The following is a 24,098-nucleotide window of genomic DNA, read 5'->3' as shown; positions in this document are numbered from 1 at the left end:
CTTCAGTCGTGGTTGAAGCGATAGACCACCGACAGATCCGGGCTCTTGCGGAAGTCCTCGTTCATGACGAGGCGCCAGCCGCCCTTGGCCCGGTGGGGCTCGACCTTCGCGACACCGGTGCGGGTCAGGACCCGGTAGACCAGCTCGGTGCAGTAGAAGCGATCGTCGGCGTCGGTCATGAAGAGGGTATCGTAATCCTTGCCGACCTGGGCCTTGGCGTAAGCGATCGCATCCGTCAGCTTCTCAGGCGTCCAGCGAGGCCGCAGGACCACCACCTTGTCCCGCTCCACCCGATCCAGGTAAGCCGTCAACGTCTCCTCGCGCACCCCGATCATCTTGCGGCCGAAACCCTCCTGCGCCAGGGCGTGGACGATCGTGTCGTTGCCCAGGTAGAAGATGGCGTGCACGAACGAGGTGTTGTTGCCGCACTGGATCACGTCACCCGGCTGGAGGACGCGATTGAGGGCGGCGCGATCCGCCGGCCCGATGGGCGGGACGGTGTCGACCTTGCCGGGCTTGCTGAAGTGGCGTCGCACGATCGCGCCCGAGACCTTGTAGCCGAGCGTGCGCAGGACCTGGCTGTTGTCGAGGGCGCGGTAGATCAGCCCCGCGCGCGGGCCGACGAAGGGATCCGCGCCCGCGCTCGAAACCGACGCCTCGCCGTGGAAGTCGCCCGAGAGCTGCTCGATGATGGCGGTCAGGCGCGTTTCGTCGGCACCCGACAAGGAGTTGGCCGCAAGGGCCGCGTCGTCGCCCGCGGCCAACTGGGAAGCGGCAGGCGCCCCGAGGCCACAGCCGGCGAGCGTGAGCGCGGCGGAGAGCGCCAAAAGGGGCAGGAATTTCTTCATCATCGGGCACCTCAGTGGAACGGTGGAAGGCCTCATTGGTATTTCGTTAAATCTATATCAAATCTTGCCCAAGAACGCCAAAACCGCCCCGCAGGACGGGGCGGCCTCGACGCGAAAGCCGGCTCAGCGGCGGGTGAGCTCGCGGGCCTCGCGGGACTCGGGCAGAAAGGTGATGACCACCTCGCGCCGGGTGGTGATGCCCGCGATGAGCCAGGCGGTCACCAGGGCGTAGAGCACGTGGCCGATGAAGTAGTGCGGGCTACCTGCCAGGTTGTTCACCATGGTCGGGTTAATGAGCCGCGTGAACAAGAGGCCCGAGAAGACCCAGAGCATGCACCCGAAGCCGAAGCCGTAGAGGGTTTCCCAGGCGAAGGATCGCACGCGGCGCGGCACGAAGGCCCCGACGACCATGCCGTAGAACATCCCCCACAGGGTCGAAACGATCAGGTGAATCACCAGGCCCGTGATGCTCGGCCCGGCGACGAAGCCCGGCGCGGGCGAGATGTCGAAACTCGGAGGCCGAAAGGCGGGGATCGTCGCCCCGATGGTGTTGACGGGCATCCAGAGGCCCTTGCCCTCGGCGGCGCTCGTGACCATCAGGTAGAGGGCCATCACCACGCCGCCCGCGAACCCGGCCGCGGCGCACTTGGCCCAGTAGGCGCGAGGGGCGGCCTCGACTCGTGCTGCCATCCGTTGCCTCCTTCCTGACCTCGGATCGCCCCGCGACCCGAAAGTCGGCTTCAGCGCGCAGCATACGCAAGGCGGGCCGCAGGCCACAAGAAATAACCAGGACTCCCCAAGACGAACGCCCCCTCGGGATAGCCGAGGGGGCGTTCGGAACGATTTCTCAGGGGATGGGGTTGGGGACGACGAGCTCCTCGTGGCGCTCGGGGAGCGCCTCCTCGGGCTTCGCCATCAGCAGGCGGTACAGGAAGGTGAGCACCGCCCGAACGATCGCAGCCACCGGCACGGCGAAGAGCAGGCCGATGGCCCCGGCGTAGTGCTCGCCTACCACCAGGGCCAGGATCACCAGCACCGGGTGGACCTCCGAGTGGTGGCCGAGGACCTTGGGGTTGAGGATGTTGGCCTCGATCAGGTGGATGACGCAGATGAGCAGGACCACCTCGACGGCCACCCACCAGCCCTGGGTGAAGGCGATCAAGACGGCCGGAATGGTCGAGATGACGGTGCCGAAGATCGGCACCAGGCTGCAGATGCCCGCGATCAGGCCGATGGTCAGGGCGTACTTGATGTTGAGGACCATCAAGCCGAGCGTCGTCAGGACCCCGTTGATGAGGCAGACGAAGAGCTGGCCCCGGATGGCCCCCGCGAGGCCTTTGTCCACGTCGCGACCCAGCGAAAGCACCGAGTCGCGGTAGGGAGCCGGCACCAGGTTCGCGACCCCCTGCTTCATGCGGGGCCAGTCCAGGAGCATGAAGGCCGTGAGCATGAAGACCAGGACGAACGAGAAGATGGTCGAGAAGACCCCCTTCACGACCGCCTGCCCCTGCTTCAGGATCGAAGCCGTCTGGCCCCCACCCGAGTCGAGCAGCCCCGAAATCGTCTCCTGGACGTTCTCGCGGGCGTTGATCGGCACCCCGTACGAATCGAGGGTGCGCTGGACCGAATCGAGCAAGGGCAGCAGGGTGTCGGTCTCGAAGTGCCGGGCAAGATCCGGCAGCTCCTTGGAGATGCGGACGCCCTCGGCGTAGAAATGAGGAGCGATCGTGAGCGCCCCGATCCCGACCGAGGCGAAGAAGCCGGCGAACACCAGCGCGACCGCCGCCTTGCGACCGAGCACGAAGCCTCGAATCCGCACCAGTGCAAGCCAATCCACCAGCGGATTGAGGATGTAGACGATGAGCAGCGCGACCAGAAACGGCGCCAGGACATGGTGGATCAGGTAGAGAAAGGTGAGGCTGCCGACGATGAGTAGGGCCGAGAGGATGCGTCGGGTCAAGGGGGAGAGTGAGGGCATGGATCCTCGCTTGCGCTTTGACGGGAACCCCCTCATTATAGCGTGCTCGGCCCCACTGCGGAGGATGCGCCGATGAAGCGACTCGAGTGGATCGCACCCGCGAGCCCCACCGAAGCCGTCGCCCTTCAGCGAGCCTTGGCCGAGCGCGTCCACTGCCAAGACGAGCTGGGCGAGGTGCGGATCATCGCCGGCGTGGACGTCTCGACCCAGCGCTGGAGCGACGACGGCTTCGCGGCCATCGTCGTGCTCTCCTTTCCCGAGCTGAAAGTGCTCGAGGTGGCCCAGGCCCGGATGCGGCTCGCCATGCCCTACATCCCAGGCCTCCTCTCGTTCCGCGAGATCCCCATCCTGCTCGAAGCCTGGAGTCGGCTCGAGCACTCCCCCGATCTCATCATGGTGGACGGGCAGGGGCGCGCGCACCCGCGTCGCTTCGGGATCGCGAGCCACCTCGGCGTCCTCTTGGACCGGCCGACCATCGGCTGCGCCAAGAGCCTCCTGACCGGCGTCCCAGGCGAGCTCGCCCCCGAGCGTGGCAGCCTCTCGCCCTTGATGGCCGGCCACGAGCAGGTAGGGTACGCGGTGCGGACCAAGAACCGAGTCAACCCGGTCTACGTCTCGTGCGGGCACCGGGTCTCGAACGAAACCGCCGCGCGCTGGGTGCTCGAATGCGCCCGCGGCTACCGCCTGCCCGAGCCCACCCGGCAGGCCCACCTGGCCTCCAACGCCCTGCGCCTGCGGATGAAAACGTGAAGGGGGCCCCTGACGGGGCCCCCTTCGCGAACCGATGAGCGCTTACGCGCCGACGGGCGCGGTCTTGTGGAGCTTGGCGACGATCGCGTCGGCGAACTCGCTGGTCGAGAGCGCCTTCTCCGGGGTGTCGCGCATGAGGTCGTAGGTGACCTTGCGCTCCTTGAGGCACTCGATGATGGCCGCTTCGAGGCGGGTGGCCGCGTCCATCTCGCCGAGGTCGCGCAGCATCATGAGACCGCTGAGCAGCTGGGCGAGGGGGTTGGCCTTGTTCAGGCCGGCGTACTTGGGGGCCGAGCCGTGGGTGGGCTCGTAGACGGTGGCGATGGTGCCGACGTTCGAGCCGGGGGCCACGCCCAGGCCGCCGATGAGGCCCGCGCACAGGTCCGAGAGGATGTCGCCGTAGAGGTTCTCGGTGACGATCACGTCGAAGTTGTGGGGCATGACCACCAGCTGCATGCAGGTGTTGTCGATGATCAGGTCCTCGAACTGGATCTCGGGGTACTCCTGAGCGACGCGGCGACCGACCTCGAGGAAGAGGCCGTCCGTGTACTTCATGATGTTGGCCTTGTGGACCAGGGTGACCTTCTTGCGGTTGTTGCGCTTGGCGTACTCGAAGGCGTAGCGGACGATGCGCTCGGAACCGCCGTCGGTGATGGGCTTGAGCGAGATCGCCGCGTCGGACTTGATCTTGCGACCGGTCAGCTTCTCGACGGTGGCGGTGATCTCCTTGACGCCCTCCGAGCCCTTCTCGAACTCGATGCCGGCGTAGAGGTCCTCGGTGTTCTCACGAACGATCACGATGTCCACGTTCTGGAACTTGGAGTCGATCGAGGGGTAGAGCTTGCAGGGGCGGACGCAGGCGTAGAGGTCCAGCTCCTGGCGAAGCGCGACGTTGACCGAGCGGAAGCCGGTGCCGATCGGGGTGGTCAGCGGGCCCTTGAGCGCGATCTTGTTCTTCTTGATCGAGTCGATGACAGCCTGGGGCAGCGGCGTGGAGTCTCCCGTGCGCGCCATGTAGTCGGCGCCGGCGTCGAAGCGCTCCCACTCGAACTGGACGCCAGTGGCCTCCAGGCAGCGGACGGTGGCTTCGGTCAGCTCGGGACCGATGCCGTCACCGGGGATGAGCGTTACACGGTAGGCCATGATGCGGTGTACCTTCCTTTTTGCTGTTCGTGGCCCCCAGCGGGCTGGGGGTGCAACCTGTCTCTAGACCGGGGTGCCCAAGCACCCTTTCGTGCGGCCAGGACGCGGGTTCCCGGCTGCTTGTATGGGCCTTATCGTCTCACACTCCCGGAGGCATGTCCAGGGAGAGGGCCCCCGAAGCGACGATCCCCCCCTCGTTCGAGGGGGGGATCAAGGCGGGAGAGGGTTAGACCCGGCTCATCTGCTCGACGGCCCTGACCATGGCCTCGCGGATCTGGTTGATGAGCTGGCTGGCATTGCGCAGCGCTTCCATCTTGTGCTCGCGCTTCTCGACCCGGCTGGGGACGAAGAAGTCACCGACGCGCCCCATGAAGCCGACGTTGCCGGTCTCCTCGGCCATCTTCTCGAGGCGCTGCTGGGCGATGGCGGAGCGCTCGAAGGAGGCGCCCACGTCGAAGTTGGGCTTGGGGGCCGAAGGGCCGGTCGAATTCGAAATGGAACCCATAGGTCGTTCCTCCTATCCGTCGAGAAGGCTGGCGTCGCCGTCGTGCTTGCGCCTGCGCCGGCGCTGTCGGTGGTTGATCAGGGCCTGGAAGGGGTTGTCGGGGGCCTCCGGGGTCAGCTGGAGACGGTCGTCGCCGAGGGGAGCCGCCTGGGTCGCCGCAGACTCGCCTGCCTTCTTCTGGAAGGCGAAGCCCTCGGGGTCCCGGCCGGAAGCGAAACGAGGGTCTCTGCGCGGATCCCCGATCTCCCGGCGCTGGTCCGGTTGAGCGGATTGGTGGTTGAAGATCCCGTCGACGCCCATCGAGCCTCCTCGCTCGTTCGCCGTTTAGCGGCCGAGCTGATCCTTGAGCTGCGCGAACTGTTCGTCGGTCATCCCGCGCTGGGCAAGCTGGTCACGCAGGAAGGTGGCGAGGCCCGCCGCCTGCATGGGGTTGAGCTTGAGACCGGGGAACTCGGCCTTGGTGAGGCTGCCGATCAGGTCGTTGAGGTCGCTGGCGCCGCGGACCTGGTCCGCGGGGGAAGCGGGGGCCGCCGCGGGGCTCGCAGCCCGGGCCAGACGCGCCGCACCGCCGGTGCCGATCAGGTTGACGTCGCCGCCCATGGTCGCCGAGCGACCGGTCTCGGGGGTCGCGGGGCTGGCTTCGGCCGGGGCATTGTTGGCGGCGAGAATGCGCTTGAAAATCTCGCCGAGGCCGCCGTTACCGTTGATCTTGCCGCTCATCGCTTGTCTTCTCCCTTGTGTTGCTGACTTGACGGGGTGCGTCTCCCGCGCACCCGGCTTTCACTATCTTATATCGGGCTCTCGTTTTCATTCTTGCTTGTTTAAGTGCAGATTAAACGAAAATCTCACAGAGATTTAATGGAGCCCCCCTTGCCAAGCAGCCGCGCGTGCATCGGCGGCGACCATTCGCACGCTCCGGTCGGCGAGCCGCAAAAGGTACAAACCACTCGTCTCCTGGACCTGCTTGAGGCCCGGATGGTAGTTGCTCTCGTAGAGGATCGCATCCCCTTCGGGCGAGAAGAGGGGACGGCGGCACCACGCACCCGCAGGGGTCTCGGTCAGCCGGTCGCTCAGGCCGGTCGCAAGGCCTGCCATGTAGATCTCCCAGGTGCCGGTCGAATTGGAGGCGTAGGCGAGCTGGGCGCCAGACGGCGACCAGGCGGGCTCGACCCCGTTGCCGCGGCCGACGAGGACCCGCGGCCGCTCGCCACGCGCGCCGGCCACCCAGATCTGCCAGGGCTTGGCCGAGATGCGGCGAGCCCACGCGAAAAGCTGGCCATCATAAGACCATGCGGGATTGCCTTCGGCGGCGCCGTAGGCCAGATCCCCCTGGGTTCCCGTGTTGATGTCGAGCCAGCGCACGGCGGTGACCATCCCGCGGCTCGCGCTGTAGCTGGTCGCGGTGTAGGCCATCAGGGCGCCCAAGGGGTGCCAGCGCAGCTCGGCGGCGCTATCGACCACTTCGCCGACGAAGCGCGCGCTGCGGCCGTCCGGGTAGCGGGTCCAGATCTGGGTCCGGCCAGGGATGCGCTGGATGAAGGCGAACTGGGAGCCGCCCGCAAGCCAGGTGGGCGAGACCTGGGTCCCTTCGAGGTCGGGCGTCAGGCACCGCTCGTCGCTGCCGAGGGCGTCCACCCCCCAGATGCGCCCGCTACGCTCGAAGGCGATCGTGCTCGGAGGCAGCGATGCGCCCTCGCGGGGCAGTGGCACGTCCACCACCCGGGTCTCGCCGGGCAAGAGATTGAAGGTGCGCGCCGTGCGCGCGTAGCCCGGCGCAGCGAAGCGCACGCTTGCGCTCGCGCCGAGCCCATCGAGCCTAAAGCGCCCGAGCGAATCGGTCCGCAGGGCCTTGCCATCGCCCAGTTGCACCGAGGCCCCGGCAAGCGGCCGACCCGAGGGGTGCTCCAGCACCGTCCCCGCCAGCACCGTCGGCGCGGAGCGATCGAAGAGGGCGCACGAGGTCGCAAGGAGGACGAACGCGCAGGCTCCGAGCCACTTCTTCATCGAGCTTCCTCCTGGAGCGGCGCGAAGCGCTTACCGTTAGGCTCGCCGAGCGCCAAGAGACGCAGGGGCTTGCCCGGCACCTTCGGAGACAAGATGCTGGCCCAGCGATCCTTGGCCGGATCGTAGACCGCGATCAAGGGACGCGACGCCGACAGGAAACCGATGGTCCCACCCTCGAGCCATGTCATGGAGGTGATGGGCCACGAGACGGCAAGCTCGTGGATCACCGCTCGGGTGCGGGCGTCGAGCACCAAGAGCGCCCCGGTGCCGCCCGGGCGGTTCGCCGCCAGGTACAGTCGCGACCTGGAAGGGTCGGCCAAGAGCTCCTGGGGGCGATCGCTCAGGCGCACGAACTGCGGCACGGGCATCCCGCCCGCGCGCGGGTCCTCGACGGTGAGTTGGCCGTCCTTGAGGGCGAAGTAGCCCTCCTGCATGGTCACATGCTGGGCGGTATCATCGAGCACCGGCAGGAAGTCGTAGGTGTAGACTCCGAGCTTCGCAAGCAAGGTGCGTGGATCCACGACCGCCACGGCCGTGCGGCCCGAGGCCAGGTAATACCGGTTCGCCGCGGACACGAAGCGCATGCCACGGCGCGAGAGCTCGGGCGAACGATAGCTCGCGAGCACCTGGTAGCGGGTGGGCGAGTAGCGCCGGGCGTCGACCACGGCGAGCTCCTGGCGCGCAGGGCTGTGCAGCAAGAGCACCGCCTGCTCGCGCACGAAGACCGCCGCCTCGACGGTGCCACCGACGGGCACGAGGCCCCAGTCGTCGGGCGCATCCAGGTTGACGACAGCAAGGGCCTGCGGATAGGTGATCAGGACCTCGCGGCCGGTCGTCGGCACGGGAGTCGGGGCGGCATCCGCGCCTTGAGCCATCAGGAGCAGGCCGCAAGCGAGCCAAAGCCAGGTACGCTTCACGAGACGACCCTCTCGAGCGCGCCAGCACGCAATTCGGACTCGCGAGCCCAGCGGTCGTGCACCCACAGCCAGTGGTCGGCGTGCTCTCGCACCTGGGCCTCGAGCACTTCGCAATAGGCCTGGGCGTCCTCGGGCTCTCCCGTGGCCGGCAAGGGGGGGCCCACCATCACCCGATGGGTGAGATCCGATTGGCGGGCGATGAAGACGGGCAAAAGCGTCGCCCCGGACTTCTTGGCCAGGTAGAAGGGCCCCATGGGCACCGAGACCGGGTGTGCGAAGAGGGTTGCGATCGCCTCCTGGGCCTCGCCGTGCTGATCGGCCAAGAGGGCCACCGCCTCGCCCCGGCGCAGGGCCCTGAGGGCCGGCCGCAAGGAGACCTTCCCGGTGTTCGGCAGGGTCCGGATCCCGCGCATGGCCCGATATTCCACGAAGAGGCGCTCGAAGGCCCCCTGCGAGGGGGGCTGGACGATGACCGTCAGGGGAACGAGACGCGAAAGGGCTGCTCCCAGAATCTCCCAGTTACCGAAGTGAGCCGAGACGAAGACCACGCCCTTGCCGCTTTCGAGGGCCTCGTCCAAGTGGCGACGATCCGGCCAGGCGACGATGGCGTCGAGCTCCGCGTCGCTCAGGACCGGAAAGCGCATCAGCTCCACGATGGCTCGCACCAGCTGGCGCAGGTGAGCGCGACCGAGATCGACGGCCTCGGCAGGGCCCATGGTAGGGAAGGCCGCGCGGATGTTGCCCTCGACGAAGCCACGATACGGGGTAAGGCGATAGACCCCGTAGAGGCCATCGGCGAAAGCGGCCCCCGCCGCCATGGCGCGCGCGCGACCGAGCCGGCAAGCGAGCGCCGACAAAGCTTTCATGAGTTGGTAAACGGTACGGTTGACGAGGTTCACGGCCCCTCCCCCGAGGGGCATCTTACCCCGCGCCTGGCGGTTTGACAAACCAAGAGCCCGATTGGTATCGTGGTGCATCGCCCCATCATTGATTTATAGCGGAGTTCGGCTCTTCGCATGCACCCCAAGGCGCTGGCTCATCATCAGGAAGGCCTTGCATTCCAAGCGCAAGGCGACCTCGAGGCGGCCAAATCAGCCTTCCTGGAGGCGCTTGCTCTCGACGCGCGCCTCGGTGAGGCGCGGCTCGGGCTCGCCGAGGTCCTCGCGGCGATGGGCGACCACGCGGGGGCGGTCGAGGCCTGCAAGACCCTGCTCGCCAACCAGCCCAACCACGTCAAGGCCTCCCTGCTGTGCGGGGTCTTGCTCACCCAGCTCAAGCAGCACGCCGAAGCCGCCCCTCACCTGCAGCGGGTCCTCTTCCTCGAGCCGGGGCACGTACCTGCCCTGAAGGCGCTCGCGGCCCTCTACCGCGACGCGGGCGACGTGGCACTCGAAGCCGAGATGCTCACGCGGCTCGCCCCGCTCCACCCCAAGGACGCCGCCCTGCGCTTCGATTTGGCCGATCGCCTGGTCAAGCTCGGCAAGATCGCCGAGGCGGTCGCGCCCCTGCGCGACGCCCTCGCCATGCAGCCCGGCCACCTGCCGGGGTACCTGCTGCTCGCCGGGATCGAGGGCCGGCTCGGCCGCGGCGAGGAGGCTTGGAAGATCCTCCAGTCGGTGGCGGGGCGCTCCCCTAACGCCCCGGGCCTGCGCGAGTCCCTCCTCGCCCTCTGCCGGAGCCAGGCCGCCGCGGCAGCCCAGGCCAACAAGGCCGATCAGGCGAGCCACTGGTGGGAGCGGATCCTGGCCATCGCCCCCGACGACCCGGAAGCCCTCGCACACCTGGAGCGCCTCTACACCACCACCAGCCGCATGGGCGATCTGGTGCGCCTGCTGGAGGGTTTTGCTCACCAGAATCCAGGGGATGCCGCAGCGGTCACCCGCCTCGCCGAGGCGCTCTTGGCCCTGGGCCGCAAGCGCGACGCGCTCACCCTGTTCAAGGAAGCCATCAAGCGCAATCCCGAGGACGAGGACCTCAGGGCCCGGGCGGTGGACACGGCCATGGCCCTGGGCGATGCCTCCGAGGCCCGCACCCTGACCCTGATGGGCCGCGACGCGTCGACCTTGCCCGCCAGCGAGCGCCTGCGCTTCGCCAAGGCCAAGGCCCTCGAAGGGCAGCGCGAAGAGGCCTGGATCCTCTTCGAAGGTCTTTTCGAAGATCCCGAGCACGGAGCCGAGGCCCGCGCCCTCGGGCGCAACCTGGCCGTGCGGCAGGCCGACGAGCATCTCGACAACCCGGTCGTCGCCCTCAAGTGGTCCGAGCGCGCCCTCTCGTGCAACCCCCTGGACGAGACCATCGCGCGCCAGACCGCCATCATCTACCGCCAGCTCCAGCGGGGCGCCGACGCGGTGCGGGTGCTGCGCACGCTGCCCAACCGCTACAAGGACCCGGAGCTCTTGCGCGAGCTGGCGGCAGCCTGCGACGTGGCGGACCTGCACGATGAGGGGCACGAGGCCTACACCGCCCTGTCGGCCCGCGAGGGGGACAGCCCCGAGCTGATCCTGCGCCTGATCGAGCACTCCATCGGCGCCAAGAAGCTGGAGCGCGCCTGGAGCGAGTGTGATCGTCTCCAGCGCCTGGATCCCGCCTTCGCCAAGCTCAGGCCCGCCCAGGCCCGGGTCGCCGCCCTGATCGCCTGCGACTTCGAGGCCAAGGGCCAGTACGCCTCGGCGGTCGAGTGGTGGAAGCGCCACCTGGCCCTCGAACCCGACTCGCCCGATCGCAAGCGCCTCGCCGAGGCCCAGATCGCCATCGGCGACCTGAACGCCGCCGTCCTGACCTACCGCGCCTGGTTCCGCCGGCACCCCACCGACCTGGAAGTGGCCCTCTGGCTGGGCCGCAACGAACTGGAAGAGGGGCTTTACTCGGAGGCGCGCGAGTACTTCGAGGCGGTCCTCGAGCTGCGGCCCAACAACCTGGAGGCCATGCAGGGGCTCGCGAAGGTGGCCACCGGCGAAGGCAGCGACGACGAGGCCCTGCGCCTCTTCAACCGGATCCTGGCCCTCGAGAAGGACCACCTGCCCGCCACCATCGGCCTGATCGAGCAGGCCCTGCGCAGCGGCGACCTGCCCCAGGCCCGAGGGCTTTTGGAGCGGCTGCTTTCGCAGAACCCGGACCACCCCGAGACCAAGCGCATCGGGGTGCAGGTCTACAAGCGCCTTGCGACCTTCTCGGCGGGCGCCGACGCCAAGGCCCACTGGGAGACGGTGCTCTCGCTCGATCCCGAGGACCCCGACGCCCTCAAGGCCCTCGCCCGCGAGATCACCCAGCGCCCCGATGCTCCCCCCGCCCTGGTGGCCCAGGCCTACTCGGAGGTCCTGGCGCATGCGCCTGACGATCCGGACGCCCAGGCCTTCCTCGCACGCCAGGCCTACGAAGGGGGCGATCTCGCCGAGGCCAAGCGCCTGCTCGCGCTTGCGGCGGTGCGCGAAACACCCGTCGGGCGTCTGCTCGCAGCCGAGATCGCCTGGGACGAGCGAAAGGACGCCGAAGCCTGGGACCTGCTGCGTGGGCTGCCTCCCGAAACGGCGTCGAGCCCGCGGGCCCGCACTCTCTTCGGCGATGTGGCGCGCCGCCTGGCCCAGAGCCAGCGCGGGCCCGAGGCCATCACGCTCTACCGTGAGCTCGTGCGGCACGACCCGGACGATCTGGAGGCCTACCACTCGCTCGCCGACCGCCTGGCCGAGACGGGTGATGAGGCCGAGGCCATCTCCTGGCTCAAGAAGCTGCTGCTGCGCGACCCGCACGACCCCCGCGCGACCCTCAAGACGGCCGCGCTGCACGCGGCGCGTGGGGCCGCCGACGAAGCGTTACGGCTGCTTGCGCCGCTCGTCGCCGAAGGGCAGAAGGAAGCATTAGAAGCCAGCGCCCGGCTCCACCTCGAATCGGGCGATCGCGCCCAGGCCCGCGAAGCCTACGAGCGCCTCCTCTCGCAGGACTCCAAGGACCGCACCGCGCGCAAGGCCCTCGCCGAGCTGGCCGCCCAGGAAGCCGATGGTCCCCTCGCCTGGAGCCACCTGCGCGCGCTCTTCGAGGCCTACCCCGACGATGCCGGCCTGCGCTCGGAGGGCGAGCGCCTCTTGCAGGGGCTCGTCGATCGATTGGATCCCCGCGAGGCGATTGCCTGGTACCGGGATGCCGCCGGCTTCCTGCGCGAGTCGATCGAGGTGGCCGTCACCTACGCCGGCCTGTTGCGCCGGATGGGCGAGGCCAAGCAGGCCGCCGAAGTGCTCGAAGGCGTCCTTGCGCGGGCCCCCTACCGGCGCGACGTGGCCATGGAGCTCGGCGCCCACCACCTGGAGGAAGGCCGGCTCGATCGCGCCCGCGCCGCCTACGGAATCGCCGCTCAGAGCGGGGACCCCGCGGCCCTGCGCGCCCTGGCTGCCATCTCGCGGCAAGAGGGCGACCTGCCCCAGGCGACCGCCTGGCTCGAAAAGGCCCTCTCCCAGCTCCCCGAGGACCCCGCCCTCGCCCTCGACCTCGCCGAGACCGCATGCGAGGCGGGGGACGTCCGCAAGGCACGGGCCCAGCTCGAGACGGTCCTCGCGCAGCAGCCGGACCATCCGCGCGCCCGCACCCTCATGGCCGTGGTCACCCGCGAGATCGCCCGCTCCGCCTCGGGTGAAGAAGCACTCGCCTGCTGGTCCTCGCTCTCTCAGGCGGATCCCGCCGACGCGGAAGCCCACCGCGAGACCCTGCGCGCCGCCGAGGCGCTCGGTGACGAGCAAGCCGCCTTCCAGGCCCTCGTGCGCCTGGTCGATGCCGACCCGGCCGACACCGCCCACGCCTTCGCCCTGGCCGTGAAGCACCATGCGGCAGGCCGCCTCGACGAGGCCCGGCCCCTCTTTGCGCGCGCCGTCGAGGCCGAGGCCCGCGAGGCCCACTGGTACCTGGCCGACATCGCTCGGGCCGCGGGCGACAACGACGAGGCCCGCACCCAGCTCGAACGCTACGGCCTCCGGGACACACGGGCCCTTGGCACCATGGCTGCAATCGCCCGGGCCGAGGGCGACGCCGAGGCCGAGTGGGAGGCGCTCTTCGCCCGCGAGGCACCCGATCGGCGCGAGGCCCTGCTCGCCTTGGTGCGCCGGCAACTCCCCCGGGTCAAGCCCGCCGAGGCCATCCAGTGGGTGGCGCGCGGCTTCGCCCTCACCCCGCTGCCCGGCGAGCTGCCGACCCAGGCCGTCGCCGCCCTCGGCTTCTTCCACCAGAGCCAGGGGCGCCAGGCCGAGGCCCGCGCGGCCTTCGAGTGGGCCGCTGGTGCCGGCGAGCCCGCCGCCATGGCCGCCCTGGCGCGCCAAGCCATCGAAGAGCGGGAGCCAGAGCGGGCGATCGGCTGGCTTACCCGGGCGGTGGGCCTGAGGCCTGGCGACGAGCGCATGACCCTCGAGCTCGCCGAGCTCCACCTGCAGTGCAAGGATCCGATCGCGGCCCTGTCGGTGCTCGACGCCTTCTTGGCCCTCAAGCCCGATCACGCCTCGGCCCAGGCCCTCTGGGAGCGCGCCGCACTCCAGGGCCGGCCCGAGGTCATCCTGAGCGCAGCCGAGGGACACCTCGTGGCCGGGCGCGGGGCGCTCTGCGCACGCCTCTTGGATCTCTACTGCGACGCCGTGCCGGCCGAAGCCGGGGGCCTGCGGGTGCAGCAGGCTCGCTACGGCCTCGCCCGGCTCGAAGGCACGCCCGAGGACCAGTGGGCGGCTCTCGAAGTTCTCGAAGGGTTGCTTGCGCCGCACGACGCGCCGACCCTGCGCATGGTCCGGCTCGGCCTATGCTGGGACGAGCTGCGTATCGAGAACTTCGAGCCCTGGCTCGATCGCGCCCGGGCCCTGGACCCGGCCGAAGAGGAGCTGCCCGCCGCCGCGCATCTGATGATCGGCGAACTCTCCCTTTTGATGGATCAGCGGGACGAGGCCCGCATGGCCTTCCTCGCCGCCGCCAACCAGGGCGAGGCCCGCGCCCTCGCGTCGCTGGCGCGCTTGGCCGAAGAGGACGGCGACGCCGCCGAAGCGCGCGTCTGGTACCGCAAGGCGCGTAAGCTACTCAACGAGGATCCGTCGCTCGTCATCGCCCACGCCAAGAGCCTCGCCGAGTCGGGCGACCTGCGCGAAGCAGACGCACAGCTCGACGACCTGCTCGAGGACCACCCGGCCCTCACTCAGGCCCTGCTGCTCCAGATCGAGATCGTGCGTAGCCTCGCCTACGAGAGCGAAGGCGAAGAAGCCCTGGCCTGGTACTCCAAGCTCGCGCGCCTCGCGCCCGACGACGCCGTCGCCCTTCGGCAGGTGGTGAGCCTCGCAACCCTGCTCGACCAGCAGGACCTGGTGGTCGAGGCGCTCGAGCACTTGGTCTCGGTGGACCCCGAGGACGCCGTCAGCGCCCTCGCGCTCGGCCTGCATCGCCTGGCCGAAGGGGATGACGACGACGCGCGCGAGCTGCTCGAACGCGCAGCTCGCGCCGACCTGCCGGAGGCCTACCTACCCCTTGCCGAGCTCTGCCTGAAGGCGGGCGAGACCGACGAGGCCGCCCGATGCCTCGATGCGGACGAGCGACATTCGCCCGAGAGCCCTCGCCGACTGAGCGCAAGGCTCGCGCTCGGACGTCAGCTCGGCGACTCGGAGATGGTCTGGCATGCCCTCTCGGCGCTCGCCGCCGAGACGCCGTCTCTCTGGGACGAGGCGCGGCGCGAGGCCGAAACGACGCTCGAACAGCAGCCCGATGCCCCCGAGAGCCTGCGCACCCTCTCGCGTCTGCTGCGCCGCGAAGGGGAAGCCGCCGAGGCCCTCGCCGCACTCGAACGCTACCTGAAGGCAAGCCCCCACGACGTGGCCGCGCGCCTGGATCGCGCCGAGCTGCTCGAAATACTCGAGCGCCCCATCGAGGCCTACGTCGCCCTCGAAGGCCTCGAAGCGGTCTCCCCCGAGGTGATCGTCCTCGCCAGACGCCTGGCGACCCACCTGGGCCGCGAGGCCCTGCAAGGCGGGCGGCAGGCCGAGGCCTACGGCTGGTGGCGCCGCGTGCTCGGATTCGCGCCAGACGACCGCGAGGCCATGCGGGCGATCGCCGACCTCCTGCGCGCCATGGGCCGCGCCAAGGAAGCGCTGCCCATGCTCTTCGGGCTCGCCAAGGACGCCCCGGACCCCACCGATCCGCAGCGCCTGGCCGAGGCGCTCCTTGCCGAGCAGCGCCCCATCGAGGCCCGTGCCATCCTGCAATCCCTGGTGCACGAGTACGACCACCTTCCCGCCTGGAAGGCGCTCGGGGAGCTCGCCCTCGAACTGGGCGTCCACGACGAAGCGTGGGAAGCCGCCGAGCGCCTGCTTTCGAGCCAAGAGCCCGAGGCGGAAGGCCTCGCCCTCAGGGTCCTCATCGCCAAGGCCCGCGCCCTCGATCCGAGCGAAGCGCCCGAGGCGGCCAAGAGCGCCTGGCAAGCGGTCCTCGAGCGACAGCCGGCCGACCCCGAGGCCCGCTTCGGGCTCGCCCGGGCCCTTGCCGCCTCCTCCCAGACCCGCGAGGCCATCGCGCTCCTCGAAGGGCTGCTCGCCGAGGGCCACGCCGCCGGCCGGCTCAAGGCGCTCCTGGCCGAGTGCTGCATGGCGGTGGGGGATGCGGAGCGCGCCGAGAGCCTCTACGCTGAATTGCTCGACGCCCACCCCGACAACCCGACCGCCCTGATGGCGCTCGCGCGCGCAGCCCAGGCCCGCGGCGAGTTCGTGGAAGCAGGCGACTACTGCGAGCGGGTGCTCACGCAGCCATCCAGCGAGGAGACGCCGCGCGCCCGGCTCTTGCTCGTCTACTGCGCCCGCCAGCTTGCCGAGGCCGCGCGCCTGCGCCGGGACTACGAAGAGGCCTTCCTCTTCGAAGAGGTGCTCGCAGCCCATCAGGCGCCTTCGCTCGACCTCTTGCGCTTCTCGGCGGAGCTGGCGCGCGATGCGGGCTACCCCACCACCGCCGCCTGGCGCTACCGCCGCCTTCTGCTCGCGTTCCCCGACGCCCTGGAAGAGGCGCTACAGCTCGCGCGCTGCTACGCCGAGCCCGAGGAGGCCCGTGCCGCTCTCCAGGCCCTCTGGGACGAGCGGCGGGTCGTCGCCGCCGCCCACGCCCTCGCCATGGAAGCCCGCGACGAGGGCGACGCCCAGCACGCCATTTCCTGGTGGGATCAGGCCCTCTCGGCCGAGCCGCACCACCCCATCTTCCTGCGCCGCGCCGCGGACCTGTGTCGGCGCGAGGAGCGCCACGCGGAGGCATGCGCCTTCTACCGCCGCCTCCTGGAGGTGACGGGCGACGACCCCGCCCTGCTCAAGACCTGGGGCGCGGTCGCTTTGGCGGGCGAGCTTTGGGAAGAGGCCCAGGAGCCCTTCTTGCGCCTTTCGCGCGACCATGGGGACCGGGAAGCCGCCTGCACCCTCTCCTTCATCGCTGCGAAGCTCGGCGATCACCAGCGCGCATGGGATTGGGCCCAGCGCGTGCTCACGGACGGCGAGCACGCTCAGGCCGAGGCCCAGGCCGAAGCGGCCGCCCTCGCCCTGGCCGAAGCCGCAAGCGAGCCCCAGGAAGCCGTCACCTGGCGTCTCAAGTACCTCGACTACGCCCCGGCGGACGTTGAAGGCTGGCTCGCGCTGGGCAGGGCCCGCGCGGCGGCGGGGGATTTCGAGGCGGCGCTCGAGACTTTCTGGCACGCCCACGAGCTCGCGCCCTACGAGATCGCCCCCTTGCTCGAAAGGGCCGGGACCCTACGCCGGATGGGCGAGCGCGACAGCGCCAAGGCCGCCTACTCCGAGGTGCTCGCCGAGGACCCGCGGCATGCGCCCTCCCTCTTCGCCCTGGCCGAGATGGCGTGGGAGGAGGACGACGTCCAGACCGTCTGGGAGCTCGGCCAGCAGCTCCTGGCCCTGGACAACCGCGACCCCGAGGCCATGGCCCTCATCGGGCGGTGCGCGCGGCGGCTCGCGGCCGAGGCGAGCGAAGCCCAGGACTGGGAGAACGCCATCCTCTACTGGGAGCTTCTGCTCTCCTTCACCCAGGACGAGGCGGATGCCCTCGAGAACCTCGGCGAGGCTTACGTCCAGGCTGATCGTTTCGCGGAGGCCGTGGGCATCCACCGCGAGCTGGTGCGCCTCCATCCCGAGGACTTGAACGTCAAGTACCGCCACGGCGAGATCGCCGCCATGGGCGGCTTCTGGGACGAGGCGCGGACCTGCTTCGCGGAGCTGCTCGAAACCGATCCCAGCCACCTGGCGAGCCACCATGCCCTCGCGCTAGTCGCCCTGGGCCTCGAAGACCCGCAGACGGCGGCCACTCACTACCGCGCAGCCCTCGCCGTCGCTCCGGACGATCTCGTCAGCCTCTTCGGGCTCGGCGGGCTGCTCTACTCCGACGAGCGCTTCGAGGAGGCCTACCCGCCGCTCAAGCGCTCGGCGGACCTCTCGCGCGACGAAAGCGACCACGCCGACTACGTGGCGCTGGCGCGCCGCTGCGCCGAGCGGCTCGCCGAAGCCGCCGCCGCCCGTGGGGCGCACGACGAGGCGATCCGTTACCGGCACGAGGTCGTGCTGCTCTCCCCCGAGGACCCGAGCACCCAGCGGGACCTGGCCCGAACCCTCCACGAAGCGGGGCGCAAGGCCGAAGCGATCGACGCTCTGACCGCCCTCCTCAAGGCCGATCCCCATGAGGCCGAGGCCACCTTCCTCTTGGGCGAGATCCACCGTGAAGGTGGCGATTGGGTGGGGGCCGAGCACCTCTTCGAGGGCGTGATCGAGCACGCCCCGCTGCACGTGGGGGCTCGCCTGGCCCTTGCCGAGCTCGCGGCCCAGGCCCGCGACTACGACCGCGCCTGGGAGCACCTCCAGGTGGCCCACCGCTTCGAGCCGCGCGACGAGCGGGTCCAGGCCCTGCACCGCAAGCTCACGGGGGCTTTCGCCGAGCGCCATCAGGGCGACGGCGACTTTGCGGGAGCCATCCGCTGGTGGCAGGTGGCTTTCGAGGAAGACCCGCACGACACCCAGCTCTTGCGCAAGATCGCGCGCGCCTATGTCTCGATCGGCCAACTCTCGGCCGCCGCCGAGACCTACGGCAAGATCCTGGAGGCCGACCCCAAGGACCTGGAGATCGCCCACATCCTCGCGGACATCCACCGCCAGCGCGGCGATCTGCGCTCGGCCGAGGGCGCCCTCTTGCGCATCGTCGCGCTCGACCCGCGGCACGTGCCAAGCCTCCGCGCCCTCATGCTGCTCGCCAAGGAGCGTCAGAACCCGCCCGAGGCGCTCAAGCGCGCCTACGACCTCCTGGACGTGGAGCCCAAGAACACCGAGGCCCTGATGCTGCTTGCATGGAGCCACGAGCAGATGCTGGAGCGCCGCGCGGCCCTCGAAGCGGCCCGCGAGATCGTCGCCATCGACCCCCAGCACGCGGAGGCCCACCACGTCATGGGCCGCCTCGCGCGGGACCTTGGCGACGTGGAGCTCGCCAAGAAGGCCCTGACCTCGGCCATCTACCACCAGCCGCGCGCGACCTTCTACCACACCATGGGCACCATCTACCAAGCGCTTGGCCAGACCGACGAGGCCCTCGCGGCCTTCGGCCAGGCGCTGGTGCTCGACCCCGAGTGCGCCGACGCGCACGCGGATCTGGGCCTGGGCCTGATGCGCAAGGCCCAGCCCGATAAAGCGAAACCCCACCTCCAGCGCGCCATGGCGCTGACGCCGCCGGACACCGAGCGGTCGCTGGCCCTCCAGTGCGCGCTCGACCTGATTGGATGAACAAGGAGAGCCCCATGTCCCTGAAACTCGGCGTGAACATCGACCACGTGGCCACCATCCGGCAAGCCCGACGCACCGTCGAGCCCGATCCGGTGGCGGCCGCTGTGCTGTGCGAGCTCGCCGGCGCCGACTCGATCACGGTCCACCTGCGCGAGGACCGCCGCCACATCCAGGACCGGGACGTGCGGGTGCTCAAGCAGACCCTTCGCACCATGATGAACCTCGAGATCGCGGCAACCGACGAGATGATCGCGATCGCCTGCGAGGTGAAGCCCGAGCAGGTCTGCCTGGTGCCCGAGAAGCGCGAGGAAGTCACCACCGAGGGCGGGCTGGACGTGATCGGCAACCGCAAGGCCGTCGAGAAGGCCGTCCGCGCGCTCAAGGGAGCCGGGATCCTGGTGTCGCTCTTCATCGACCCGGCCATCGACCAGGTGCGGGCGAGCCACGAAGTGGGAGCGGACGCCGTCGAGCTGCACACCGGCTCCTACGCCGAGGCGTTTCCCCACGCGGACGCCGAGCTCTCGCGCCTCCAGGAAGCCTCCAAGGAAGTCCTCGCCCTGGGCCTTCGCCTGCATGCCGGCCACGGCCTGACCTACTGGAACGTCCGGCCGGTCGCCGAGATCCCCGGCATGGCCGAGCTGAACATCGGCCACTCCCTCATCGCGCGGGCCGTGCTCGTCGGGATGGAGCGCGCCGTCCGGGAGATGAAGGACGCCATGCTGGGCCGGTAGAACGGGAACCCAACGCCCCCTTTTCGAGTCATAGTCATGAGCGCCCGACTTGGGCGTGCGCACCCATCAAGTGAGGGAGTTATGGGCAACAACTTCAAGACCTTCATCCTGCTCGCGGCCCTGACCGCCCTGGTCCTCGGGGCCGGGATGGTGCTCGGCGGCCGTCACGGCCTGATGCTCGGCATGGTGCTCGCCATCGGGATGAACTTCGCGGGTTACTGGTTCTCCGACAAGATCGCGCTCGCCATGAGCGGCGCGCAGGAAACCAGCCCCGAGCAATCCCCCGAGCTGTTCCGCGTGATCCAGCACCTGACGCAGCGGGCGGGGCTGCCCATGCCGCGGGTCTACATCACCCCGGACTGGACGCCCAACGCCTTCGCCACCGGGCGCAACCCCCAGCACTCCGCCGTCGCCGTGACCCAGGGCATCCTCCAGATGCTCGATCGCGACGAGCTCGAAGGGGTGCTCGCCCACGAGCTCGCCCACATCAAGAACCGGGACATCCTGATCTCGTCGGTGGCCGCCATGCTCGCCGGCGTCCTGACCCAGCTGGCCCACGTCTTCCAGTGGGGGCTGATGTTCGGCGGCAACCGGGACAACGACGAGGAGGGCCCCGGCCTCGGCGCCCAGCTCGCCATGATGGTGGTCGCCCCCATCGCGGCGAGCCTCGTCCAGATGGCCGTCTCGCGCTCGCGCGAGTTCGAGGCGGACCGGATCGGCGCCCAGATCTGCGGGCGGCCCATGTCGCTTGCCAACGCGCTGCTCAAGCTCGAACGCGGGGTCGAGCAGCACCCCATGGCGAACGCCAACCCCGCCACCGCCCACATGTACATCGTCAACCCGTTCGCCGGGATGGGCAGCGCCCTCTTCAAGCTGTTCAGCACCCACCCGCCCACCGAAGAGCGCGTCGCGCGCCTGCGCGCCCTGGCCACCGGCGTCTCGTACTGATCGACGTCCGCTTCATCCTTCTTCGTCAGCCCCCGCCGAGGCGGGGGCTGACGCCTATTGAGGGGCTCGCACGGATTGGCTTTTCCATGTTGTAACCATTCGTAAAGAAATATTAAAATCATCTCCTCTGTTCGCCGATTGGAGGAGGGAACCCATGCGGCTCGAAGACCCGATCACGTACTTCGTCGAGAAATTCGCCAAAGGCTCCCAGCTGCCCCTGCGGCTACAGCTCTGGAACGGGCGACGGATCGACCTCTCGCCCGATCCCAACATCACCGTCACCCTGCCGCGCCCCGAAGCCGCACAGTACTTGCTCTCGCCGAGCCTCGCCCGCCTCGGCGAGGCCTACGTCGAGGGCCACATCCTGGTCGAGGGATCCGTCTGGGAAATCATCCGGCTCGGCGAGGCGCTCAGCCGCCAAGGCGCGGCCAGCAACCGGCGCAAACCCTGGCGCCCTTTCACTCACTCGCGATCGCGTGACGCCGAGGCGATCCGGTACCACTACGACGTCTCCAACGACTTCTACAAGCTCTGGCTCGACCGCCACATGGCCTATTCCTGCGCCTACTTCAAGACCGGGAGCGAGGACATCCACCTGGCCCAAGAGCAAAAATTCGACCACATCTGCCGCAAGCTCCTCTTGCAGCCGGGCGAGCGATTCCTGGACATCGGGTGTGGCTGGGGCGGCCTGCTCTGCTGGGCGGCCAAGCACTACGGGGTGGAGGCCACCGGGATCACCCTCAGCCGCAACCAGTTCGAGCACGCCACGGCGAAGATCCATGAAGAGGGGCTTTCGGACCGCTGCCAGGTCCTGCTCTGCGACTACCGGGACCTTCCGGGCGAAGGCTGCTACGACAAGATCGCGAGCGTGGGCATGTTCGAGCACGTGGGCGAGAAGAACCTGCCCCTCTACTTCGGCGCCGCCCACCGCTTGCTCAAGGAAGGTGGCTTGATGCTCAACCACGGCATCGCCACCTCCGAGTCGAACTCCTCGGCGCACGACGTAGGCGGGGGCGAGTTCATCGCGCGCTACGTCTTCCCCTACGGCGAGACGCCCACCCTTGGCGTGGTCGTCCGCGAGATGGGCATCCAGGGGCTCGAGGCCATGGACGTGGAGAGCCTGCGCCCTCACTACGCCCAGACCCTCATGCACTGGGTCTCTCGGCTGGAGGCGAACAAGGAGGCCGCCTACGAGCTCGCAGGCGCCAAGCGCTACCGGATCTGGCAGATCTACATGGCCGGCTGCGCCCACGCCTTCGAGCAGGGCTGGGTCTCGGTCTACCAGCTGCTTGCGAGCAAGCGCAAGGCCGGACTGCCCGCCTTGCCCTGGAGCCGCGAGTACATCTACAACCCGCAAGCCGCCACCGATCAAGTCAGCCTCCAGCGGCCCGAGGTAACGGTTTCCCCCGCGCCCTGAGGGCTCCAAACTCACCGGCTCCTTTCCCAATAAATCTCTCTGAAATCTGTGTTAAATGCGGCAACTCGCGCCCGCATGCGGGGATGAAGAGAATAGCCCCAACAGGGACGGACGGGAAAGGAGCCTCGCCCATGACCGGCGACTTGATCGGCGCGTTGAACCAGGGACGCCAGCACATCGGCGAACTGCTGGTCAATCTCAAGAAGATTGACCGCCAGCAGCTCGACGCGGCGCTTGGCGAGCAGGCCAAGCTCAACGCGCGACTCGGCGAGGTGCTGGTCGCCCAGGGGCACATCAGCCAGCAAGACCTGGATCATGCCCTCGCGATCCAGAACAACCGCAACCCGCAGGCCCCGATGCTCGCCCGCAAGAAGCTGGGCGACCTCCTGCTCGAAAGCGGCAAGCTGACCACCGCCCAGCTCCAGGCGGCCCTCGAGGCCCAGAATCTCACCGAGCAGAAGATCGGCGACATCCTGCTCGAGATGGGCTTCGTCACCCAGCGCGACATCGACAGCGCCCTGCGCGTCCAGGACAGCCTCGCCTTCTCTTCGCGCCAGCGCATCCTCGACCGCCTCGAATCCCGCAACGCGTCCGAGGCGGCAGCCGCCAAGCAGCACGCCCCGGTTCCCGCCGAGCTCGCCGGCGGCTTCCCCAACCGTGGCCGCTTCCTGGACGCCGCCGCCCAGTGGGCCTTCGCCTCGGCCTTCGGCCGGGCCATGACCCCGCAAGAGCTCACCGACTGGCGCTCCAAGCTCTCCTTCGTCTACCCCGAGGGCGCGCGCCTCACGGAGGCGCTGCCTTCCGACTTCAACCGTTCGGCGGCCCTCCAGCGCCTCTCGGCCTTCTTCCAGAACGTGATCGCCGAGCGCATCACCCAGCTCGCCGGCGGCGACAGCGTCCAGAAGAAGTTCGACCGCATGGGCAACGTCGAGGTCACGGGCCTCTCGCCGCGCGACCTCGAGATCGCCATCGAGGTGGTGACCGCCGAGGCCTTCGATCCGCAGCTCGCCGCCGAACGCTTCCTCGAACAGTCGCCGCGCGCCTTCTTCCGGGCCATGGTCGGGCGCGACTTCGCCTCCGAGGCCGAAGAGGCCCTCTTCCAGCGCCTTTTGGACGGGCCCCAGGCCTCGGCCAACCGCGATGCCCTACGCCGCCTGCAGGGGCTCTTGCGCGACACCTTTGCCGCCTACCCCCTGGCGCGCTCGGACAAGGCCATCCGCGCCTCGCTCACGCCCGACGAGCAGGAGATCAAGGAGCTGCTCGAAGGCTTGCGCAAGTTCAGCGAGCGCGAAGCCCTGCGCCTCTTCCAGGAGAAGGAGTGGTGGTACCGCAAGCTTGAGCTCGCCTCCCAGACCGAGGTCATGCTCCGCAACCAGCTCGATACCATCAAGGCCGAGCAGCAGATCAAGAAGGTCCTGGACCTGCTCGAGCGCCTGCTCGGCCGGATCCCGCCGGGCCTGATGAAGCTCGTCAAGCAGCTGATCGGCATGGTCGGCAGCGGCGCGATTCCCAACATGGCCGCCCTCGAGCAGATGATCCTCAACCTCTTCGAGCAGGTCCTGCAGCGCTTCGCCGCCAAGATGGGCCGGAACCCCAGCCCCGACGAGCTGGCGCAGGCCATGGAGCTGGTGCTCGGCGACGTGGCGGGTGGCGGCAAGGATCCCCTCGCCAAGCTGGACAAGCAACTCGACGCCCTCAAGGAGGGCAAGAGCCCCCAGGGGGGCCTGAGCATGGACAAGGCGATCGCCCTGGTCAACACCATCAACTTCGAGTACAAGGGCCAGTTCCAGGGCTCGGTGGATGCCCAGGACCCCTGGGTCCTGGCCCTCGTCAACGGCGAGCAGAACCCCGAGTCCATGCAGGAGGCCTTCCGCGCCTACTACAAGGACGGCAAGCAGGGCATCGGCCTGCCGGATGCCCTGGCCTTCGTCGAGTTCATGAACCTCTCGTACAAGGGCATCCAGCTGGACGCGGACCCCTTCGACCCGTACGTCCAGAAGCTGCTCACGGGCGAGATGAGCCCTGGCGAGGTGGACCGCGAGTGGCGCGGCATCTTCCGGAGCGAGCAGGAGCCGGCGCTGGCCTAGCAAAGACACGAGAAGG

Annotated in this window: 16 protein-coding genes; 6 read left to right on the top strand and 10 right to left on the bottom strand. The window is 69.2% G+C overall.

Features of this window, described 5'->3' with window-relative positions:
• Positions 1 to 2 precede the first annotated feature (2 nt).
• From J7643_01225 to J7643_01215, 3 genes are all read right to left on the bottom strand, one after another.
• Positions 3 to 851, bottom strand: coding sequence for a hypothetical protein (locus tag J7643_01225; GenBank protein ID MBO9539194.1), 849 nt, complete (start codon positions 849 to 851; stop codon positions 3 to 5).
• A 120-nt stretch (positions 852 to 971) separates the two neighbouring features.
• Positions 972 to 1,538 carry a hypothetical protein gene (locus tag J7643_01220; protein ID MBO9539193.1) on the bottom strand — a complete coding sequence of 189 codons (567 nt, stop codon included), beginning with the start codon at positions 1,536 to 1,538 and terminating at the stop codon, positions 972 to 974.
• A 157-nt stretch (positions 1,539 to 1,695) separates the two neighbouring features.
• Entirely contained in the window at positions 1,696 to 2,826 is a 1,131-nt protein-coding gene (locus J7643_01215) for an AI-2E family transporter (protein ID MBO9539192.1), read from the bottom strand.
• A gap of 72 nt (positions 2,827 to 2,898) precedes the next feature.
• Here J7643_01215 and nfi point away from each other — a divergent pair, with 72 nt between their 5' ends.
• The gene (gene nfi / locus J7643_01210; protein ID MBO9539191.1) at positions 2,899 to 3,576 is read left to right on the top strand and encodes a deoxyribonuclease V; all 678 of its coding nucleotides are present in this window, start codon (positions 2,899 to 2,901) and stop codon (positions 3,574 to 3,576) included.
• A gap of 42 nt (positions 3,577 to 3,618) precedes the next feature.
• Here nfi and J7643_01205 read toward each other — a convergent pair whose 3' ends face one another.
• From J7643_01205 to J7643_01175, 7 genes are all read right to left on the bottom strand, one after another.
• Positions 3,619 to 4,719: an isocitrate/isopropylmalate dehydrogenase family protein gene (locus J7643_01205; protein ID MBO9539190.1), complete on the bottom strand. Its 1,101-nt coding sequence runs from the start codon at positions 4,717 to 4,719 to the stop codon at positions 3,619 to 3,621.
• 226 nt (positions 4,720 to 4,945) lie between these two features.
• Positions 4,946 to 5,224: a hypothetical protein gene (locus tag J7643_01200; protein MBO9539189.1), complete on the bottom strand. Its 279-nt coding sequence runs from the start codon at positions 5,222 to 5,224 to the stop codon at positions 4,946 to 4,948.
• Between the two features lie 12 nt (positions 5,225 to 5,236).
• A complete protein-coding gene (locus J7643_01195) occupies positions 5,237 to 5,524 on the bottom strand; it encodes a hypothetical protein (GenBank protein ID MBO9539188.1) in 288 nt (95 codons plus the stop codon).
• Positions 5,525 to 5,548: 24 nt separating this feature from the next.
• Positions 5,549 to 5,944, bottom strand: coding sequence for a hypothetical protein (locus tag J7643_01190; protein MBO9539187.1), 396 nt, complete (start codon positions 5,942 to 5,944; stop codon positions 5,549 to 5,551).
• Positions 5,945 to 6,079: 135 nt separating this feature from the next.
• A complete protein-coding gene (locus J7643_01185) occupies positions 6,080 to 7,228 on the bottom strand; it encodes a PD40 domain-containing protein (protein ID MBO9539186.1) in 1,149 nt (382 codons plus the stop codon).
• Positions 7,225 to 8,145: a hypothetical protein gene (locus J7643_01180; protein ID MBO9539185.1), complete on the bottom strand. Its 921-nt coding sequence runs from the start codon at positions 8,143 to 8,145 to the stop codon at positions 7,225 to 7,227. The genes J7643_01185 and J7643_01180 overlap by 4 nt, the downstream gene beginning before the upstream one ends.
• The gene (locus J7643_01175) at positions 8,142 to 9,044 is read right to left on the bottom strand and encodes a lysophospholipid acyltransferase family protein (protein ID MBO9539184.1); all 903 of its coding nucleotides are present in this window, start codon (positions 9,042 to 9,044) and stop codon (positions 8,142 to 8,144) included. The genes J7643_01180 and J7643_01175 overlap by 4 nt, the downstream gene beginning before the upstream one ends.
• 117 nt (positions 9,045 to 9,161) lie before the next feature.
• Here J7643_01175 and J7643_01170 point away from each other — a divergent pair, with 117 nt between their 5' ends.
• The 5 genes from J7643_01170 (at position 9,162) to J7643_01150 (ending at position 24,082) form a co-directional block, all read left to right on the top strand.
• The gene (locus J7643_01170) at positions 9,162 to 18,899 is read left to right on the top strand and encodes a tetratricopeptide repeat protein (GenBank protein ID MBO9539183.1); all 9,738 of its coding nucleotides are present in this window, start codon (positions 9,162 to 9,164) and stop codon (positions 18,897 to 18,899) included.
• The gene (locus J7643_01165; GenBank protein ID MBO9539182.1) at positions 18,896 to 19,630 is read left to right on the top strand and encodes a pyridoxine 5'-phosphate synthase; all 735 of its coding nucleotides are present in this window, start codon (positions 18,896 to 18,898) and stop codon (positions 19,628 to 19,630) included. Before J7643_01170 ends, J7643_01165 begins: the two co-directional genes overlap by 4 nt.
• 81 nt (positions 19,631 to 19,711) lie before the next feature.
• Complete coding sequence (gene htpX / locus J7643_01160) at positions 19,712 to 20,578, top strand: zinc metalloprotease HtpX (GenBank protein MBO9539181.1); 867 nt, start codon at positions 19,712 to 19,714, stop codon at positions 20,576 to 20,578.
• Positions 20,579 to 20,732: 154 nt separating this feature from the next.
• On the top strand, positions 20,733 to 21,995 hold the full coding sequence (locus J7643_01155; protein ID MBO9539180.1) for a class I SAM-dependent methyltransferase: 1,263 nt from the start codon (positions 20,733 to 20,735) through the stop codon (positions 21,993 to 21,995).
• Positions 21,996 to 22,126: 131 nt separating this feature from the next.
• Positions 22,127 to 24,082: a hypothetical protein gene (locus J7643_01150; GenBank protein ID MBO9539179.1), complete on the top strand. Its 1,956-nt coding sequence runs from the start codon at positions 22,127 to 22,129 to the stop codon at positions 24,080 to 24,082.
• Positions 24,083 to 24,098 lie beyond the last annotated feature (16 nt).

Source organism: bacterium (assembly GCA_017744355.1).
GTDB lineage: Bacteria > Cyanobacteriota > Sericytochromatia > S15B-MN24 > UBA4093 > JAGIBK01.
Note: the sequence above shows the minus strand (reverse complement) of the source record. Positions and strands in the feature narration are given on the sequence as shown.